Origin of the sequence: Nonomuraea sp. NPDC026600, assembly GCF_040638335.1 — a bacterium.
Taxonomy (GTDB): domain Bacteria; phylum Actinomycetota; class Actinomycetes; order Streptosporangiales; family Streptosporangiaceae; genus Nonomuraea.
Genome location: NZ_JBEZYD010000014.1, coordinates 77761 through 95809, shown reverse-complemented (window position 1 = coordinate 95809; position 18049 = coordinate 77761). Strand labels below are relative to the sequence as shown.

At 68.4% G+C, this 18049-nt stretch carries 19 protein-coding genes and 1 pseudogene; 14 read left to right on the top strand and 6 right to left on the bottom strand.

Translation table 11 applies throughout. From position 1 onward, the window contains the following. Window positions 1–80: 80 nt before the first annotated feature. The 6 genes from AB0F17_RS29940 to AB0F17_RS29915 all read left to right on the top strand — a co-directional run bounded on the left by AB0F17_RS29940 (window position 81) and on the right by AB0F17_RS29915 (window position 5641). Window positions 81–2111 carry a DUF3488 and transglutaminase-like domain-containing protein gene (locus AB0F17_RS29940; RefSeq protein WP_358029452.1) on the top strand — a complete coding sequence of 677 codons (2031 nt, stop codon included), beginning with the start codon at window positions 81–83 and terminating at the stop codon, window positions 2109–2111. A gap of 89 nt (window positions 2112–2200) precedes the next feature. Further along, entirely contained in the window at window positions 2201–3697 is a 1497-nt protein-coding gene (locus AB0F17_RS29935) for an aromatic/alkene/methane monooxygenase hydroxylase/oxygenase subunit alpha (RefSeq protein WP_358029449.1), read from the top strand. A gap of 10 nt (window positions 3698–3707) precedes the next feature. Continuing rightward, window positions 3708–3959: a toluene-4-monooxygenase system B family protein gene (locus AB0F17_RS29930; protein WP_358029447.1), complete on the top strand. Its 252-nt coding sequence runs from the start codon at window positions 3708–3710 to the stop codon at window positions 3957–3959. Continuing rightward, window positions 3949–4308 carry a Rieske 2Fe-2S domain-containing protein gene (locus AB0F17_RS29925; protein WP_358029445.1) on the top strand — a complete coding sequence of 120 codons (360 nt, stop codon included), beginning with the start codon at window positions 3949–3951 and terminating at the stop codon, window positions 4306–4308. The genes AB0F17_RS29930 and AB0F17_RS29925 overlap by 11 nt, the downstream gene beginning before the upstream one ends. Before the next feature lie 11 nt (window positions 4309–4319). Next, on the top strand, window positions 4320–4625 hold the full coding sequence (locus AB0F17_RS29920; protein WP_358029442.1) for an MmoB/DmpM family protein: 306 nt from the start codon (window positions 4320–4322) through the stop codon (window positions 4623–4625). A 2-nt stretch (window positions 4626–4627) separates the two neighbouring features. Next, the gene (locus AB0F17_RS29915) at window positions 4628–5641 is read left to right on the top strand and encodes an aromatic/alkene monooxygenase hydroxylase subunit beta (RefSeq protein ID WP_358029435.1); all 1014 of its coding nucleotides are present in this window, start codon (window positions 4628–4630) and stop codon (window positions 5639–5641) included. A gap of 62 nt (window positions 5642–5703) precedes the next feature. Here the strand turns inward: AB0F17_RS29915 and AB0F17_RS29910 are convergent, their stop codons facing one another. Continuing rightward, window positions 5704–5952 (bottom strand): hypothetical protein, encoded by a 249-nt coding sequence (locus tag AB0F17_RS29910; RefSeq protein ID WP_358029433.1) that lies wholly within the window; start codon window positions 5950–5952, stop codon window positions 5704–5706. A 186-nt stretch (window positions 5953–6138) separates the two neighbouring features. Here AB0F17_RS29910 and AB0F17_RS29905 point away from each other — a divergent pair, with 186 nt between their 5' ends. The 3 genes from AB0F17_RS29905 (at window position 6139) to AB0F17_RS29895 (ending at window position 7844) form a co-directional block, all read left to right on the top strand. Then, the gene (locus tag AB0F17_RS29905) at window positions 6139–7092 is read left to right on the top strand and encodes a winged helix DNA-binding domain-containing protein (protein WP_358029430.1); all 954 of its coding nucleotides are present in this window, start codon (window positions 6139–6141) and stop codon (window positions 7090–7092) included. 194 nt (window positions 7093–7286) lie between these two features. Beyond that, a complete protein-coding gene (locus tag AB0F17_RS29900; RefSeq protein ID WP_358029427.1) occupies window positions 7287–7598 on the top strand; it encodes a DUF6247 family protein in 312 nt (103 codons plus the stop codon). A gap of 15 nt (window positions 7599–7613) precedes the next feature. After that, the gene (locus AB0F17_RS29895) at window positions 7614–7844 is read left to right on the top strand and encodes a hypothetical protein (RefSeq protein WP_358029424.1); all 231 of its coding nucleotides are present in this window, start codon (window positions 7614–7616) and stop codon (window positions 7842–7844) included. On the opposite strand, the gene AB0F17_RS29890 is transcribed toward AB0F17_RS29895, so the two are convergent. After that, window positions 7841–9919, bottom strand: coding sequence for a protein kinase (locus AB0F17_RS29890; protein ID WP_358029421.1), 2079 nt, complete (start codon window positions 9917–9919; stop codon window positions 7841–7843). The genes AB0F17_RS29895 and AB0F17_RS29890 overlap by 4 nt on opposite strands. A 60-nt stretch (window positions 9920–9979) precedes the next feature. Continuing rightward, window positions 9980–10678, bottom strand: a complete 699-nt coding sequence (locus AB0F17_RS29885; RefSeq protein WP_358029419.1) for a M50 family metallopeptidase — start codon at window positions 10676–10678, stop codon at window positions 9980–9982. A 34-nt stretch (window positions 10679–10712) separates the two neighbouring features. Between AB0F17_RS29885 and AB0F17_RS29880 the strand changes: the two genes are divergently transcribed. From AB0F17_RS29880 to AB0F17_RS29865, 4 genes are all read left to right on the top strand, one after another. Then, window positions 10713–11597, top strand: a complete 885-nt coding sequence (locus tag AB0F17_RS29880; RefSeq protein ID WP_358029417.1) for an amidohydrolase family protein — start codon at window positions 10713–10715, stop codon at window positions 11595–11597. Window positions 11598–11605: 8 nt separating this feature from the next. Further along, entirely contained in the window at window positions 11606–12085 is a 480-nt protein-coding gene (locus AB0F17_RS29875) for a nuclear transport factor 2 family protein (RefSeq protein WP_358029415.1), read from the top strand. Window positions 12086–12094: 9 nt separating this feature from the next. Continuing rightward, window positions 12095–13219, top strand: coding sequence for a magnesium/cobalt transporter CorA (corA, locus tag AB0F17_RS29870; protein WP_358029412.1), 1125 nt, complete (start codon window positions 12095–12097; stop codon window positions 13217–13219). 102 nt (window positions 13220–13321) lie between these two features. Beyond that, complete coding sequence (locus AB0F17_RS29865) at window positions 13322–13606, top strand: hypothetical protein (RefSeq protein ID WP_358029410.1); 285 nt, start codon at window positions 13322–13324, stop codon at window positions 13604–13606. On the opposite strand, the gene AB0F17_RS29860 is transcribed toward AB0F17_RS29865, so the two are convergent. Next, entirely contained in the window at window positions 13575–15155 is a 1581-nt protein-coding gene (locus AB0F17_RS29860) for a hypothetical protein (RefSeq protein ID WP_358029408.1), read from the bottom strand. The two genes, AB0F17_RS29865 and AB0F17_RS29860, sit on opposite strands and share 32 nt — an antisense overlap. A 446-nt stretch (window positions 15156–15601) precedes the next feature. After that, window positions 15602–15898 (bottom strand): DUF6247 family protein, encoded by a 297-nt coding sequence (locus AB0F17_RS29855; RefSeq protein ID WP_358029863.1) that lies wholly within the window; start codon window positions 15896–15898, stop codon window positions 15602–15604. Window positions 15899–16486: 588 nt separating this feature from the next. Here AB0F17_RS29855 and AB0F17_RS29850 point away from each other — a divergent pair. Continuing rightward, window positions 16487–16738 (top strand): annotated as a pseudogene (locus AB0F17_RS29850) (ATP-binding protein); the annotation flags it as partial. A gap of 147 nt (window positions 16739–16885) precedes the next feature. Here the strand turns inward: AB0F17_RS29850 and AB0F17_RS29845 are convergent. Beyond that, entirely contained in the window at window positions 16886–18019 is a 1134-nt protein-coding gene (locus AB0F17_RS29845; RefSeq protein WP_358029405.1) for a serine hydrolase domain-containing protein, read from the bottom strand. Window positions 18020–18049: the final 30 nt, after the last annotated feature.

The window sequence follows — 18049 nt, the reverse complement described above, 5'->3', positions numbered from 1 at the left end:
GGGGGCCCGCCCCACCTTCGTCGGTCGCGCAGCCGATGTCCGTACCTGTGCAGACCGCTGCCTCTCCGACCGGTGGGCCCGTGTGGCGGCGGCTGGCCGGATTGGTCGTCGTGGCCGCCGTCACCGGGGTCGGTGGGTGGGGGTTCCATCGTGTCTTCCCCGGCACCGAGCTGCTCCTGGCCGTCGTGCCGGCCGCGACCGTGCCCGCCGTCGTGGCCGCGCTCACCTGGCGGCGCCCTCTCTGGCTGGCCCTGGTGCTCAACCTGGTCCTGTGGTTCGCCGGAACCGTGCCGCTGTACAAAGGCATCGCCCCCGGCCTGCTCGGAGACCTGGCCGACTCGTGGCGGGCGCTGCTCACCACGCTCCTCCCCGCCCAGCCGGAGCCGCGGCTGCTCATCCTCGTGCACACCCTCGTCTGGGCCGCCGCCGTGATCGGTGCCGAGACGCTGACCCGCACCAGGACCCGCGTGGCCGCCGCGGTGCCCGCCCTCGTCGTGTACGGGGTGGCGCTCCTGTACGGCGTGGACGGCGAAGGCTCGAACCTGCCGCTGGCCGCGGCGATCGTGGTGCTCATGGCGGCCCTGGCCCTGATCCGGGACGACCGCCCGCCGCTGTGGCTGCTCGCGGGCCTCCCGGCCGCCGCCGGGCTGGCCGCCGTCGCCCTGGTCGCCGGGCCGCTGCTGCCCATCGCCGCCGAGCCGTACAACCCGAGGGACGACGCCGAGCTCCCACCTCCCGTGCGCGTCGACAGCGTCAGCCCGCTCGATCGCGTGTCCGCCTGGCTGCAGATCCCCGACAGGGACCTGTTCACCGTCAAGGCGGCCAAGCCGCTCAACTGGCGGTTGGCCGTACTCGACCGTTATGACGGCGTCCGCTGGACCTCCGGCGCCCGCTTCCAGCCGACGGGCGGCCGGGTGCCCGCGGGGGACTGGACGGGCAAGGCGCAGACCGTACGCCAGACGATCACGTTCGGCGGCCTGCCTGGCACATGGCTGCCCGGCGCGGAACGTCCCGTAGAGGTCGACGGCGTGCGCGGGCTGGCGGTGGATCCGGGGAGCGGGTCCTTGCTGGCCGCGACCAGGCCGGACAAGGGGTTCACGTACGAGGTGACGTCGCGGGTGGCGGAGCCGTCCAAGGCCGACCTGCTCGCGGCCACGCCGGTCGGCGATCCCGCGCTGACCGCGTTCCCGGCCGGGCCTCAGGAGGAGCTGTTCCGCAAGCTCGCCCAGCAGGCCACCAAGGGCGCGGACGTGCCGATCAAGCAGGCGTACCGGCTGCAGAACTACCTGCGCACCAACGCCACGTACGACGTCACCGCGCCGCCGGGGCACTCGCTCAAGGGCCTGGAGTTCTTCCTGGAGACCACGCACCGGGGGACGTCGGAACAGTTCGCGTCGACGTTCGCGCTCATGGCCAGGACGCTCGGGCTGCCGTCGAGGGTGGTGGTCGGGTTCCGGCCGGGGCAGGCGTCCGGCGGGGTCTATCACGTTAAATCGGGCCACGTCATGGCGTGGGCGGAGATCAAGTTCGACAAGCTCGGCTGGCGGCCGTTCTACCCCACGCCCGGCCGCGGCGGCGCGAAGGACGACCACGACGTGGTGTCCTCCGCGATCAAGGAGAGCGAGGAGCTGGAGGGCGAGTTCACCCAGGGCACCGTGAACAAGCCGAAGTCCGGCCAGAAGCCCACGGCGGGCGACAAGCCCTCCGCTGGGCCGCCGCTGTGGATGATCGTCCCGGCGGTGGGGGCGGGGATCCTGGTGGTGTACGCGGGCACGGCGATGGCGCTGCCGTGGTGGCGCAGGCGGGCCCGCAGGAGAGTGGCGGGCGCGGAGCGGCGCGTGCTCGGCGCCTGGTCGCAGACCTGCGACGACCTCGGCCTGAAGGGGGAGCGGGCGCTGACCGCCGAGGACGTGGTGGCCCGGCACCCCGCCGACATATCCGCTCACCTACGACCACTCGCCGATATTTCGAACTTCGTCCGCTACGCCCCCGACGCTGTCGCCCACGAGGCCGCCGACGCGGCCTGGCGCCACAGCGATGCCGTCCGCCAGGCCGTACGCGCCAGAACGCCACTCAAAACCCGCCTCCGCAAGCGACTGCTCCTACGCTGACCCTTCAGAGTCATTTGACCGAAGCGCAATTCCGTGAAATTGAGGAGTCTGGGATTGTTCTTGTCGTGAAACCCGTTCAAGGGGCGGCGATGCCGAAGCTCTCACGTAGCGACTGGTACGACCTGTCACGCGACACCAATTGGACCTTCCGCTACGTCACCGAAGAAGAGGTCTTTCCGGAGGAGTTGTCCGGCTCCCACCGGGTCGCCAGTGAGGCCTGGCTCCAGTGGGACGAGCCGTACAAGATCAGCTACCGCGAGTACGTCCACAACCAGGTCACCAAAGACACCGCCACTTACTCGCTGAAGAACGCGATCAGCCGCTCCAAGCTGTTCGACCAACTGGATCCCGGCTGGAAGTCGGTGATTCTGGCGCACTACGGGGCCATCACGATGCCGGAGTATCTGGCCGCCATCGGAGAGGCGCGCATGGCCCGGTTCGGCAGGTCGGCGGCCTGGCGCAACACGGCGACCTTCGGCGCGCTGGATGAGATGCGGCACGGGCAGATCCAGGCGTTCTTCCCGTACGGGCTGCTGGACAAGGAGCCGCGCGCGGACTGGGCGTTGAAGTCGTTCCACACGAACAACTGGGTGGTGCTCGCCGTCCGGCACCTTTTCGACGACATGTTCGTCGCCAACGACGCGGTCTCCATCGCGCTGCAACTCACCTTCACCCTGGAGACGGGCTTCACGAACCTGCAGTTCCTCGGCATGGCGGCCGATGCGATGGATGTCGGCGATCTGGAATTCGGGGCGCTGATCTCCAGTATCCAGACCGACGAGGCGCGCCATTCCCAGCAGGGCGAGCCGACCATCAAGGTGCTCATCGACAACGGGCACAAGGAATGGGGACAGTTTCTGATCGACCACATGTTCTGGCGTTCCTGGCGAGCGTTCGCGGTGCTCACGGGGCTGTCGATGGATTACTACACGCCGCTGGAAAGCCGGCGGATGTCGTTCAAGGAATTCATCGAGGACTGGGTCGTCAAGCAGTTCGCCGAGCAGTTCCGCGACTTCGGCCTGGACTATCCCTGGTACTGGGACCAGTTCATCGACGAACTCACCTGGTACCACCACGCCATCCACCTCGGCGTCTGGAACTATCGGCCCACCGTGTGGTGGAACCCGGACGCGGGTGTCTCCGCCGCGGAACGCCAATGGCTGGAGGAGAAGTACCCGGGCTGGAACAGCACGTTCGGCCGCAACTGGGACGTCGTCCAGGACAACCTGCGCAGCGGGAACATCGCGGCGACCTTCCCCCGGACGCTGCCGATCACCTGCAACCTCTGCCAGATCCCGATCGTCCGCGTGGCGGGTGTCATGGCGGGCGCGCTCGACTCGGCCGCCCCGCTGCGGCACACCCACAACGGCCGGACGTACCTGTTCTGCTCGGAGCCGTGCAAGTGGATCTTCACCCAACGGCCGGAACGGTTCGCCGGGCACAAGTCGCTCATCGATCGCTTCCTGGCCGGCGACATCGTTCCGCCCGATCTGGCCGGAGCGCTCGCCTACATGGGGCTGTCCGAGGCCGAGCAGGGACGCGACGCCACCGACTACGCCTGGGCACGCGGCCCGGCCGCCGATTGAGGGGGATCTGATGGCGTTGCTACCGCTGTGCGCGAATTTCGAGAACGACATCGTCGCGCTGCTCGTCCCCGTCGACGATCAGGACACGGCGCAGGTCGTCGCCCAGAAGATCGCCGAGCACGTCGTCGGCCACCGGGTGGCGGCGAGCTCGGCCCCGATCCGCGTTCGCCATGAGGGCCGGGTGCTGCCGCCCGAGCAGCGCATCGGCGAGGCGGGGGTGGGGCCGCTCGATCACGTGGAGGCGTTCTTCGATGAGTCCTGAGGAGCTGTCCTGGACCGGCGTCTGCACCCTCGACGAGCTGTGGGAGGGCGACATCGCCGAGGTCACGGTGGGGGAGGACCAGGTGCTGCTGGCCCATCTGCCGGGCGGCGAGCTGCGGGCCTACCAGGGGATGTGCCCGCATTCGGAGTTCCCGCTGGCGGAAGGCGAGTTCGACGGCGAGGTGCTCACCTGCTCGGGCCACGGGTGGGAGTTCGATCTGACGACCGGCCGGGGGAACAACCCGGACACCTGCCGCCTGTACGCCTTCCCGGTCCGCCTGGACGGCGAGCGGATCTACGTAGCCGTGCCGGCCGACGGCCGGCGTCACCACAACCGATGCCGTGGATGAGGAGCACAGTCGTGGCCGATGACCGCGAACACCTGGTGGGACCCGTAGCCAGGGGATTCGATCCCGAGGTCGTGGACGCGCTGGTGACCGCGCTGGAGAAGGACAATCCAGACAAGGAGCTCCTCGTCGAGGACCACGGCGGCTACGTGCGCATCCACGCTCCCCACCTGCTGCGTCTGACACGCGCCAGCCTTGAGGAAGCCGCGGGGCATCCCTTCCCGCTGGCAAGCCTCGAACCCGCGATCGCGAGCTTCGCGGGCCGCATGCGCTACATCGGTGACGACGAACTCGTCTGGTACCTGACCAGGGAGGATTGACCATGGCCACGACCCGGCGGCGTACGTGGAGCCTGTTCGACGGCGAACGCCGCAGACCCACCGAGTACGACATCGTCACCCGAGGCTTCCACTACCACTTCGGCCGCCAGCCGGCCCCGTTCGACCTCGACCCCGGCAGCGCGATCAACCAGTGGTACCTGCGGCACCGGGAGGGATCGCCCCTGCAGGCCTCCGACTGGGAGGGCTTCCGCGACCCCGCGCAGCTCAACTACCGTCGCTACATCGCCCTGCAGCACGAACGCGAGATCTACGCCGAGGGCGTGGTCGACAGCTTCGAGGCCGACGACCACGACGCGCGCCTCGACCCCGCCTGGGTCGCCGTGCTCGGCCGCCTGTACCTACCGGCCCGGTTCGCCCTCCACGTCCTGCAGATCACCAGCGAGTACGTCGGCCAGCTCGCCCCGAGCACCGCCATCATGAACGTGGCCCTGTTCCAGGGCGCCGACGAACTACGCGCGCTGCAATGGATCGCCTACCGGGCCAAGTCGCTGTCGCTCACCCACGGCGCCGCACTCGCCGACGGGAAGACGGCCCGCGCCCTCTGGGAGGACGACCCGGCCTGGCAGCCCGCCCGGGAGACCCTGGAGAGGCTCCTGCTCGCCTATGACTGGGGCGAGGCGTTCACCGCACTCAACCTCGTCGTCAAACCCGCCTTCGACACCCTGCTCAAGCAGTGCTTCGCCGACCTCGCCCTGGCCAACGGCGACGGCCTGACCACGCGACTCCTGCGCGACTCCGGGGCCGACACCGCCCGCAGCCAGGACTGGAGCTCGGCACTGGCCCGGTACGCCATCGCCGCCCGTCCGGAGAACCTGAAGACCCTCACCGAATGGGAGGACACCTGGCGCCCCCGTGCCATGGCCGCGGTCGAGGGCCTGGCCACACTCTTCGCCGCGGCCCCGAAGCCCGCCGATCCCGGCGAGGTGCTGACCACCGTCACCGCGGCGGTCGATCGATTCCACTCGACCATCCTCACCGGCCAGAGCGAACGATAACAGCGCGCTGTCCCGCCGCCCTGCCGCAGGGGCGACGGGAGCACCCGTATCGGGAGAACGCCTCAGTTCACGTACGCCCACAGGTCGTAGGTGTAGAACATCGGATTCTCGGGCTGGTGGGTGCTGCACCACCAGGTCTGCCAGCGTCCATTCTCCTGGCCCGACCGGCCGAAGCTGATGCAGATGTCATAGGGCAGGTTGGTGTAGACGACTTGGAGCGTGGACGAGGCGTGCGCTGGCGTACTCGTGGCCAGGACGGGCGCCAGAGCGGTGACCGCGACAAGCGACAAGGCGGTGATTCGGCGACGCACCAGTTCTCCCCTCATGAAGGGCCGGAATCGCGAAAAGCGATCACCGTGAATTGGACGCCAAGCACCGCACCGCCGCAAGATCCGCCCCCGTCTGGCCCCGACGACCAGCGCGAACATCGCAGACGCGATGAAAGCTTCATCCTGGGTGAATCCAGCCCTCTGACCTCGTCCGGGAAGATCGAGTGCATGAGAAGCGTCGAAGCCCAGCTGCTGCACCGCCCGCCGGGCCTGAGCGTGGGTGAGATCGTCCGCCACCTGCTCGCCGTACAGGCTCAGGACATCACCGCCGCCTACCTCGCCTTCCGCGCGCGGTCGGCCACGGTCACGGTGGCGGACGTCGAGGCGGCGTGGCGAGAGCGCGAGATCGTCCGCACCTGGGGCCCGCGCGGCACCCTGCACTTTGTCCACACCGACGACCTTCCGTGGACCCACGCACTCACCCGGAACGCCACGAACACCACGCGCCGCCTCCACCAGGAGGGCGTAACGGGCGACGACCTGCTCCCGCTGATCGACCGCGCCCTCGCGGGACAGGGCCCACTCACCAAGGCCGAGCTGGCGGAACGGCTGGCGGGCAGGGCGAGCGGTCAGGGCATCGTGCACCTCGTCGCCCTGGCCGCCCACCACGGCCTGGCCGTGCTCGCTCCGCCACGCGGCGGAAAGCCCACGTACGTGCACGCCGCCGACTGGCTCGGCGCCCCCGTCGTCCCCGAACCGGACAGGAACCGCGCGCTGACCGAACTGGCCCACCGCTACCGCCGCGCCCACCGCCCGTCGACCCCCGAGGACCTGGCCGCCTGGTCCGGCCTCTCCCTGGGCGCCGCCCGCACCGCCTGGTCCCTCGCCGGACCGCCCGCGAACGTCGGTCCTTCCGCGTCCACCCAGCTCGTACGACTGGCACCCGCCTTCGACGAGTACCTGCTGGGCTGGAAGAGCCGGGACCCCATCCTGCCCGCCGAACACGCCCGCAAAGTGTTCCCCGGCGGCGGGATCCTCCGCCCTGTCGTACTCGTCGACGGGATGATCGCCGGGGTCTGGGGACGGAAGAGGAGCGAGGTGACGGTGTCCTCGTTCGGAGAGCCGACGCCGGGGCCGCTGATCGGGGCCGAGATCGCGGACGTCCGGCGATTCCTCGGCTGAGCGTGGACCTACCCGTCGCCCTCTGTATGCCGCCGACCGCTCCGATTCGAGCGTGAGGCGCTGAACTGGGCGCCACGGCCCTGGCCGCGCATGTCCCGAGTCGGTCGAGCGAGGAAATCCAACGGATATGACGATCTCCGTGTCGCTCATCTGATCCTCGGTAGGCTGTAGGAGTACTGAGAGGAGTCGCCGCCATGACCGCCCAACCGCATGAAGTCTCCAGCTCGGCGATCGAGCGAACGTTCACCGCAGTGCGGGCGTCGCTGCCCGCCGCCAACGTGGCCGCGTTCGATGCCGAACTCGCGGCGATCACTCACGCGGACGTGGTGGACCTGGCCGCACTGGACGACTTTCTCACCGGGTGGTGGCACATCGCCGTCCGGGCGGCCGGTGACCCCGAGGACTGGCAGCGCATGCACACCGAGGCTGAGCAGATCCGCTCCGGCCAGCGCTCGGCAGGCGCGTCGCTAGCCGAGGTTCTTGCTCGGCGGGGAGTCCAGCTCTAGGTGTAAGACATCAGGATGGGCAGCTCGATCGCCGAAGCCCAGATCGACGCTCTGTCCGACCCGGAGATCGACATCCTGCTGGGGATCTACGAGGTACTGCGGCTGACGCCGGGCAACGGCCGCCGGCTCAGCCTGACCGGCAACATGTACGTGTGGGACCACAAAGGCATCTCGGTGACCTATGTCCTGATGGACGCGCCTCAGCGCGAGGTCGCGGTGCTGCGCGTGGACCGTCACCCGATCTAGCCGTTCTTGGCGACCGCGCCTCTGATGCAGACCGGCTTGGACCAGGCGACCTTGCTGGTCTTCGAGATCTGCAGCGGGACGCCGACCAGGAAGCAGTAGCCGGTGTCCGGGTCCAGGCCCGCCACGCGGGTTGAGGTGGTGCCGGGCTGGAGGGCGGTGATCGCCTGCTCGCCCTGCCTGGCCGGGGAGTGCTGGACCACGACCGGGTAGCGGGCGGACTCCTTGGGCAGTGTCCACCGCAGCTCCACGAGCGTGTCCCGGTCGGCCACCACCTGTACCTTGCGCGGGGCCAGCGCGGCCAGAGCGTCCTTGTCGATGGTGCCCGTGTTCTTGGACGACTTGGGGGAGGCCGACGGGAGCTGGGACGTCTGTGGGTCGGCCACGGCGGCGGCGTTCTGTCGCGACAGGTAGACGGCGAACCCGGCGCCCGCGAGCGCCACGATCGTGGCGGCGGCTCCGATCGCCGCCACCCGGCTTCCCCTACGCGCTGGCGGGAGCCCGGCCGACGCGTGCACCGGACCGCCCGGGGACGGATTGCCCGGGGACGGATTGCCCGCTGCGAGACCGCCCAGTGCGAGACCATGCTGTGCGGGATAGCCCTGTGCAAGCTGGTTCTGGGTGGGATAACCCTGCTCGGGATGGCTTTGCGAGGGCTGGGAGAGGCCACCCGATGGGGGATAGGCGCCGCTGGGTGGATAGCCCGGTTGCGACGGGTGCGCGGCTCCGAACGAGGAACCGGTCTGCGCTGGATGCGGAGGTGGGACCGTGGCGGGAGCGGCCGACCCGTCCATGCCGAGCTGGGAACCGGTCAGCTGAGGCCCGCCGAGCTGCGGCCCCGATGGCTGAGGCCCGCCGAGCGGCCCCGACGGTTGGAGCCCAGCGGGGTGGTACCCGGACTGCTGCCCGCCGGCTGGCGGCGGCTCGAAAGGGCCGTACCCCGGCTGCTGCGCGCCGGACGGTCGCGGCTCGAAGGGGCTGTACCCGGACTGCTGCGGACCCGACGGCTGACGACCGGCCTGCTGAGGGCCCGACGGTTGTGGCTCGAACGGGCTGTATCCGGCCGCCTGGGGCCCGCCCCCCGGCGCGGCCATCGGGGCAGGTGCGTATGCCCCGGTCACGGGCGGCCCGGCTAGGTGGGCACCCGTCGAGGGACCGGCCGCCGGAGACTCGCCGGGGTCCGGTCGCCGGGGCGCCGTCGACGTGGCAGGCCCGGGACCGGGATCCTGCCCGACCAGGTCCGTCACCGACAGCCCCAGCTCCGCCTGCACCTCCCGCAGCCGTTGCGCGAACTCGCGCGCCGACCCGTACCGCACATCGGGCTGCTTCGCCATCGCCCGCAGCACCGTCTCGAACACCACACGCGGCACGTCCGCCCGGTTGATCGGCGGTGGCTCCGCGCTCAGCACCCGGTACATCAGCGGCGCGATCGACGGGTCCGTCGGGCTGTGGAAGGCGGGCTGGCCGGCGAGTAAGTGATAGAGCGTCGAGCCGAGCGAGTAGATGTCGCTCGAGGCGGAGTGCGGCTGCCCGGTCAGCACCTCCGGCGCGGCATGTAAGGGCGTGAAAGCCTGCGCCGTGGCCGAGATCTCCGACGAGTCGACGACCCTGGCCACGCCGAAGTCGGCCACGGCCGGCTCGCCGTACCGGGAGATGAGGATGTTCTGGGGCTTGATGTCGCCGTGCAGGACCCCTGCCTCGTGTACGGCGGCCAGCGCCCCGGCCAGCTTCACGCCCGCGCGCAGCACGTCGGGCACCCGCAGCGGGCCCTCCTTGCGGACCTTGTCGCGCAGGGAGCCGTTCTCGAAGAAGTCCATGGCGATGTACGGCTTGCCGGAGCGCGTCACGCCGGTGTCGAACACGGTCACCACGTTCGGATGGCCGGTGAGCCGGCCGGTGAGCTGGAGTTCGCGCTGGAAGCGGCGCATGGTCCGCTGATCGACCCGGTCCACGGACAGGACTTTCAGCGCCACGATCCGGTCGAGGCGCTCTTGGTAGGCGCGGTAGACGATGGCGAAACCGCCCTGGCCGGCCTGATCGAGTACCCGGTAGCCGGGCGCGTCCTCGACTGGCAGCACAGTACTCCCCCCTGTCACGGGCGAGTTTAATGTGATTTGCCGGACCTGTAGGGACTGTCGCTAGAGCGGGTTCATGAGATAGGCGCCGCCCACCACCGAGGCGCCCGCCACGAGCAGGAAGAAGAACACGTAGAAGCCGCCGGGCAGGATGGTCAGCCTGGCGAGCTGGTCGGCGTCGGAGTCGCGCGCCTGCCGCCTGCGCCGCTTGCGCTGTAACTCGATGATCGGCCGCACCCCGCCGAACAGCAGGAACCAGACCGCCACCAGGGCCACGACCTGCTGCACGTTGTCCGGGGCGTACATCGACAGGGCGAACACCGCACCACCCGTCGCCAGCAGGATCAGCGCGCCGTACAGGTTGCGGATCAGCAGCAGCATGCAGACCAGGAACAGCAGCACGGTCCACATCAGCAGCGTGATGCGCCCCTGCTCGGTCAACCACGCGGCGGCCAGCCCGAGCAGCGACGGCGCCAGATAGCCCGCGAGCGCGGTCAGCACCATGCCGGGGCCGTTGGGCCGGCCCCTGGTCAGCGTCACGCCCGAGGTATCCGAATGCAGCCGGATGCCTTCGAGCTTGCGTCGGGTGGCCAGCGCCATCAGCGCGTGGCCGCCTTCGTGGGCGATCGTGATCAGGCCCCTGGACAGTTGCCAGGACATGCCGAAGCTGACGATCGCGAGCGCGACGAGTGCCGAGACCACCACGACCCATGGGTCGGGGGCAGGCTGAACCTCGATCAGGTGAGCCCAGAGCTTGTCCATCGAGGTATGACCCTATCCAGCTAAAGTCTCAGTCGTGCTCACAGAACGGGATTCTGATGCCGAGGTTCCGGAATGGTGGCGAGAACTGGGATTGCCCGGGCTGATCGACCTGCATGTGCACTTCCTGCCGGAGCGCATGGAACGCCGGGTCTGGCACCACTTCACCCACGGCGGGCCCCTCATGGGGGACGGTTGGAAGATCCAGTACCTGTGGCCGGTGGAGGAGCGGCTCGCCCGGCTGCGCGAGCTGGGCGTGCGGGTCTTTCCCGCCCTCGCCTATGCCCACAAGCCGGATATGGCAGCCGATCTCAACGACTGGACGCTCGACTTCGCCCGTCGTACCCCGGGCTGCCTGCCGTCCGCGACCTTCTACCCGGAGCCGGGCGCGACCGGCTATGTCCGGCGGGCGCTGGAGCGCGGCGCGCGGATCTTCAAGGTGCACCTCCAGGTGGGCGGGTTCGACCCGAGGGCGCCCGAACTGGACGAGGTCTGGGGCCTGCTCGCCGAGGCGGGCGTGCCGGTGATCGTGCACGCCAGCTCGGTGCCGGTCGACAGCGGCTTCCTGGGCGCCGAGCCGATCGGCGCGGTGCTGCGCCGACATCCTCGGCTGCGGGTGGTGATCGCGCACCTGGGCATGCCCGAGTACGACCCGTTCTTCGAGCTGGCCGCCCGCTACGAGCGGGTGGCGCTCGACACGACCATGGCCTTCACCGACTTCACCCAGGTCAGGATGCCCTTTCCGGACAGGTTGCGGCCCGCGCTGCTTGATCTTGGTCTTGCGGGGAAGGTGGTGCTTGGCACCGATTTCCCGACAATTCCATATTCGTACGCACACCAGCTGCGTGCTCTTCACCGGCTCGACCTGGGAAAAGACTGGTTGAGGGCCGTATGCTGGCATAACGGCATAATCATGGTCTGATAGGCAGGGTGAACGACCAGCACGTGGCGCTGATCCGCGCTTTCTACGAGGCACTCGGCCGCGCTGACTACGCGGCGATGGAAAGGTGCTATCACCCCGAGGTGAGCTTCGGTGACCCCGTCTTCCAGGAGGTGGAGGGCCGGCCCAGGGTGATGGCGATGTGGCGGTTGCAACTGGGTGCGCGCGACGGCCTGAAGTCGGAGTTCAGCGGCGTGACGGCCGACGACTTCACCGGCACGGCGCACTGGTCCTCCCGCTACACCTTCTCCGACACGGGCCGCGAGGTGGTCAACGAGAGCGACGCGCTGTTCAGGTTCGAGGACGGCGCGATCGTCAGGCATCACGACGACTTCGACTTCAAGCGATGGTCGCGGATGGCGCTGGGCAGGCCGTATGGGCTGCTGTTCGGGTGGACGCCGATATGGCGCAAGTCCATCCGAGACCGGGCGACGCGGGCACTCGACGAGCTCGCGGCAGATTTTCAGTAAGGGGCGCATATGGCACGGCTGAAGGGGTTCGGACGAGGTAACGGTGGCGCCGCCCGCGAGGCGGCGCCCGAGTACTCGATGGATCCGCGCGCCGGTGAACAGGCGCCCTACCAGCCGACCGTCATCGACAACGCCATCTACCAGGACGGCAAGCGGGTCGACGACCCCAGCTCGCTGGCCGACGCCTTCGAACGCCTCAAGGAGCTGCCCGACAGCCTCGCCTGGATCGGCCTGTACCGGCCGAAGGACTGGGAGCTGGCCAAGCTCGCCGAGGAGTTCCAGCTGCACCCGCTGGCCATCGAGGACGCCATCGTCGGCTCCCAGCGGCCCAAGGCCGACCGCTACGGCGACATGCTGTTCGTCGTCCTGCGCGCCGCCCGTTACCTCGACGACGTCGAGGAGGTCGCGTTCGGCGAGCTGCACGTCTTCGTCGGGTTCAACTTCGTGATCACCGTACGGCATGCAGAGGCGCCCGACCTGCAGGCCGTACGCAAGCGCATGGAGTCGGACCCCGAACTGCTCCGCCAGGGACCGCAAGCGGTGCTGTACGCCATCCTCGACGCCGTGGTCGACGGCTACGCCCCGGTGGTCGCCGGGCTGCAGAAGGACATCGAGGAGATCGAGGCCCAGGTGTTCGGCGGCGACCCGTCCGTCTCCCGGCGCGTCTATGAGCTGTCGGGCGAGGTCATCGAGTTCCAGCGGGCCACCGCGCCGCTGGTGCGGATGATCGACGGGTTCATCGCCGGGGCGGCCAAGTACGGCGTCAACGACGAGCTGCAGAGCTACCTGCGTGACGTGGCCGACCACGCCATCACGGTCTTGGAGCGGGTGGCCTCCTTCCGGCAGATGCTCCAGGACATCCTGCTGGTCAATTCGACGCTGGTGACCCAGGCGCAGAACGAGGAGATCGCCAGGATGACCCAGGCCAGCATCCAGCAGGGCGAGGAGGTCAAGAAGATCTCCGCCTGGGCGGCCATCCTGTTCGCCCCGACGCTGGTCGGCACCATCTACGGGATGAACTTCGACTTCATGCCCGAGACGCACTGGGCGTTCGGCTACCCGTTCGCGATGCTGCTGATGGGTGTGGTCTGCCTGGTCCTCTACACGGTCTTCAAGCGCCGCGACTGGCTCTGAGGCCATTCACCCGGATTCCCCGGTCTATACATAGCCATTTCGCTGAAATTCGCGTCATGCTCGGTGCGCGAGAAAGGGGGGCCCGATAGCAGCTTGGGGCTCATGGTCGAAGTCTTCGACCCATCCCCAAACGACGCGGAAGACCTGGAGAACACCAAGCTGTCCACCCATGGGAAGGACCTGCCCGACGAATTGGGGCCAGGCTTCGCAGCGCGACGGAAGAACGCCAAGGACAAAACCATCGCCTTCGTATACGGATGGACGCCCGACTACAAGCGCCTTCTCACTGTCAACATCATCGAGCACGCACCGGGCCGGGATTCTCTGGCGGACGCGACCGAATTCTTCCGCCAGCTCAAGCCCCTCCTGCTGGACAAGCCGAAGTGAGGCCGCACGATCGCAGGGTGTCGTCCAGTTGGCGAACGTAACTGGTGTCCGCCCACGGCTCCAGCCGGGCTCGCGCCTGGCCGATCTCATCGGTGAGCCGAGCCGAGCTGTGCTGCCTGGTGATGACGGCAGCCTCTGTCAGTTTGGCCGCCGCCTCAGGGATCTCCTTGGCCAAGGTCAAGGCGCTGGTGTATCGAGCGAGCACCAACCCATGACGCCTCTTGAACCTTGGATCGTGCCCGGCCAGATATTGCTCGGCCGCCTCAATGGCGGGTCTGGGTTGATTCAGCCGGACTTGCAAGGCGATCCTCCCGAGTTCCACCACCGGTGGCGAGACCCAGTGCAGGAAGGCCCGTTCGTTGTCCTTGGGTGCTCTCGCCAACGCGAGCGCATTGTCATGCGCGCGGGCACTCGCCGCAGCATCACCCGTGATGGCATAGACGCGCGAGAACAACATTTCATGCAGCGGTGCCAGCAACTTGCTCGGAGACCGGGTGGCCCAGCTCTGAATGGCGAAGGCATGGTCCCAAACTGCGGCTGTCCGATTCTGGTCTGCGGCCAGCCTGCCCAGCCAGTAATGCACGTAGCCGATCAACGTCGGGTCCCCGAGGTCGAGTGCCGCGCGCAGCGCGTTGTTCAGCGACTGCTCGGCCGCCGCGTAGTCAAGCAGGTCGTAGGCGAGATAGCCAGCGAGCTGCGACATCTGCGCATACGTATCGAGAAGCCGGTCACGCATGCTCGGCAGCATCGACTCCCGGGCAAGGAGCCGCCCGATCGCAGCCAGCTGTCCGTTGACCACCGGCAGCAGTGTGGCGGGCCCGGAAACGTCGTCGGCCCGGCGCGCATGCATCTGGAGTTTCTCGAAGGTCCGCGCCGTGGTCTCGTCCACCCGCCAGGTGCTCCGCAGCGCCCCGGCCAGGTGTTCCTCCTCCTCAGGCGTGAGGATTCGCAGCAGGTCGAGCGCTCTAGTGCCGCCGAGCACCAGAGCCAGTTCGAAGAGCAGTTCCCGTCGCTTCACATCGGCCTCCTCGATGCCGGTGGCACGCAGCAACTGCACGCACGCTGAGGCGTTCAAGGGCAACGTGTCAGCGGGTCGGGCTGCCGCGTTCACCTCCATGGTGACACGCGCTCCAGCGGCCCGATTGGCGTCCAGGTCGCGGAAATCCGCACCGTCGATCAGCTCACGATCAGCGGCCCCGTACGCCACCAGGTCCTCGCCTCGCGCCAGGTTGCGCGCGGTGGTCTGGTAGATCTTGGCCAGCACGGTGAGCAGACGTACGGGCGGCCGGCGCCCCGCCTCCGGCCAGGACTCGAAGTCGTACAGCCGAGACTCGCGCAGTGCGGCCGTGCCCGCGAGGTCGGCGTCGTTGACCATGGCCACCACGTCGGCTGCGGTGTGGCCGTGTGCCAGCCGATAGAGCCGCAGTGGGCTCACCTGGTGGGTGAGCGCGAGCACGTCGGCGATCTGATCCCACGTGAAGTGTTTCTTCCTGAGGTGCTGACTCCAGGAGCGAGCCTGTAGCAACACCCGGTAGCCGTCGCCGGACATTCGCACCCCCTCTGGCCTGGGATCGCCACTCATTGTAAAGCGACGGTCACATTCCGCGCGAGCGGATAGGGAGATCGATCAAGGCCGCAGCGGGCCGCCACACGGATGCCTGCATGCTCCAGTTCAACTTCCCGAAGGTGTCAGCGTGCTCCGGCTGCCAGGGCCGGTGCGGTGGGAAGTACTCAGTCGTTTCCAGAGCTCTGAGTCATCCGGCCCACACGATCTCGTAGACGCGGATCAGCTCCTGGTCGTCGTCCACGACGAACCGTATGATTCCGAACGCACCGAAGGTTGTCTCGCGGAAGTCAGTTCGGTCGCGGTAGACGGGGAAGGCATCCCAGGGGGCATCGATCAGGTGCGCTGACCGTTAGACGAGTGCGGTCATGGCCTCGTCAGGGAAGTTGGCCATTTTGCGAGCGCGGCAGGTGCCAGCTCGATTCGGTGGCTCACCGGCGGCGGGCCCCACGCAGCCGCTGCTGCCAGTCGGGGATCGCTTCGGTGAGGGGGACGCCCTCGCCGAGTTCTGCCAGGATTTCCTCCGGCGTCCGGTCGAAGTCCGGGTCGGTCGCGTAGATCTCGGCCTTCAGCCACCAGGTGTGCAGCAGCTCGTGCAGCCGGTGGTAGTGGTGGGGATGCCGGGCAGCCTCGACGGCTTCCTCATACAAGGCGAGGAAGTGCGCCCGTTTGGCGGGCGGCAGGGAGTTCAGGATCGCGACAGGATCGTACGGCGGGGCGTCCTGGATGGGCTGCGCGCTTATGGGACCACGGTACCTCGTGCCGTCACCCCGATCCTCGTCTTGGGTTCATCGCGATAGAGATCGACACCTCGCGGGGAACGATCTTGGAGCTCGAATGGAAGTCAGCGGCGTTGTCGCTGTACGGGCAGTGGGCCCAGACCAGGTCGGATTTTCTGGCGCCATGTGGTCGCCTTAGCGCCAGGTCTCCAGCCTCGTTGTGTCGTGCGTGCGAGGTCGCGGATAGGGCGATCAGGGAGATCAATCGAGACCGCGTCGGGGCGCCGATCCTCGACGCCGACAGATTCGCGCAGGTCAGCGTCAATGTCGCATGGGTGATCAATGGAGATGCGATGGGGATCCACGCGGCACGCCCGACGGGCACCGTAGGGATGACGAGGTTCACGTGTCCACGGAGGATCCCAGTGCCCGACATCACCGAAACGGTGGACGTACCTGCTCACCTGCTCATTCCCCGGCAACGCGAGCAGGACCCGAGCACCGGGCTATCCCGTCCGGTCCTACGCGAACACATCGACGCGATGATCGACCTGCACCCCCGGCGGCCTTGTCTGGCGGCGCACCTTCCCCGGCAGCCTCGACCGGCTCCCGCACGCCCGCCACTTCGCCCGTTACCTCCTGGCCGATGCCCCTTGCCGGGACGATGCGGAGCAGATCGTCGCCGAGTTGGCGGCGAACGCCCTGCGGCACACCAGCAGCGGCCGTTCCGATGGGACCTTCATCGTTGAGATCACCCGCACGACCGCCACGATCACTGTCGCGGTTTATGACTGCGGTTGGGGCGGCCGTCCCCGCTTCGGCGCGGCCTTCCGGACTGATGCGGAGTGTGGCCGGGGCTTGCCCTGGTCGCCGCGATCGCCGACCAGGTCGGGTGCGAGGGCGACGACGAGGTGGGCCACAAGGTGTGGGCGAAGATTCACACCCATCCCGTCCTATAGATCTCAAGGCGTACGGGTCCACGGTGCTCAGCCCTGTTTACTGAGCCGGCTCGGCCTGCCCGCCGCCGAACACCTCCTTGACGAGCCGCTGCGTCGCCTCCTGGAACGCCACGGCCAGGGACATCGCGACGTCGTCCACATAGTTCAGCGCGGCGGTCAGGGTCTTGCTGCCGTCGGGCGTGCTGTACATCAGCGCCCCATGGCCCGCGATGCCGCCGTTGTGGGAGATGAGGGTGCCGCCGTCCGTGTTCACCACGAACACTCCCAGGCCGTAGTCCATGTTCGGGATGCCGGTCGGGTGTGGGGTGCACATCTCGGTCAGCAGCGGGGCCGGTAGGAGCTTGCCGCCGACCAGTGCGGAGATGAAGGTGTGGAGGTCCTGGGTGGTCGAGATCATGTCGCCGCCGGTGGAGATCCAGGAGGGGTTCTGGCGGGTGACGTCGACCGTGTTCTGCTGGCCGGCGTCCTCGTAGCGGTAGTAGGCGTGGGCGTGCGGCTCGGGGATCTCCGGTGAGGTGTCGGGCACGACGGTGTCCGACAGTCCGAGCGGGCCCAGGATCAGCCGCTGCATCTCCTCGGCGAGCGAGCGGCCGGTGACCTTCTCGATCAGTAGTCTGGCCAGCACGTAGTTGGTGTTGGAGTAGCTCCAGGCCGTCCCCGGCTCGAACCGCGCCGGCTTGGACAACGCCAGCTCCACCAGCTCCTCCGGCTGGTAGGTCTTGAAGCGGTTGTCCACCCACTCCTGGCCCGACCAGACGATCCCCGGCACGAACTCGGGGTAGTAATCGCCGGTGAAGTTGAACACCCCGCTGGTGTGCTGCAACAGCATCCGCACCGTGATCCGCTCGTCCAGCCCGAACTCGGGCAGGTAGTCCGCCGCCGGGGTGTCCAGCTCGATCTTGCCCTCGGCCACCAGTTGCAGCACCACGGTCGCGGTGAAGGTCTTGGTGTTGCTGCCGATCCGGACATGCCCGTTCGTCGGCGGCTTCGCGGCCCCGCCCAGCTCGGCTGCCCCGGCGCTGCCGGCCCACTCGCCCCGCTCATCGTGTACGCGCAGCGACACCCCGGTGAAACCGGAATCGACGATCTCCTGGATGGCCTTCTGCAGCTCCGGGCGGTCCTGCCCGGTCGACGGGGTGAGCTCGTCCTGGTCGGTAAAAGTGCTGGTCATGGTGGTGTACTCCTTCAAATGGGAAATGGC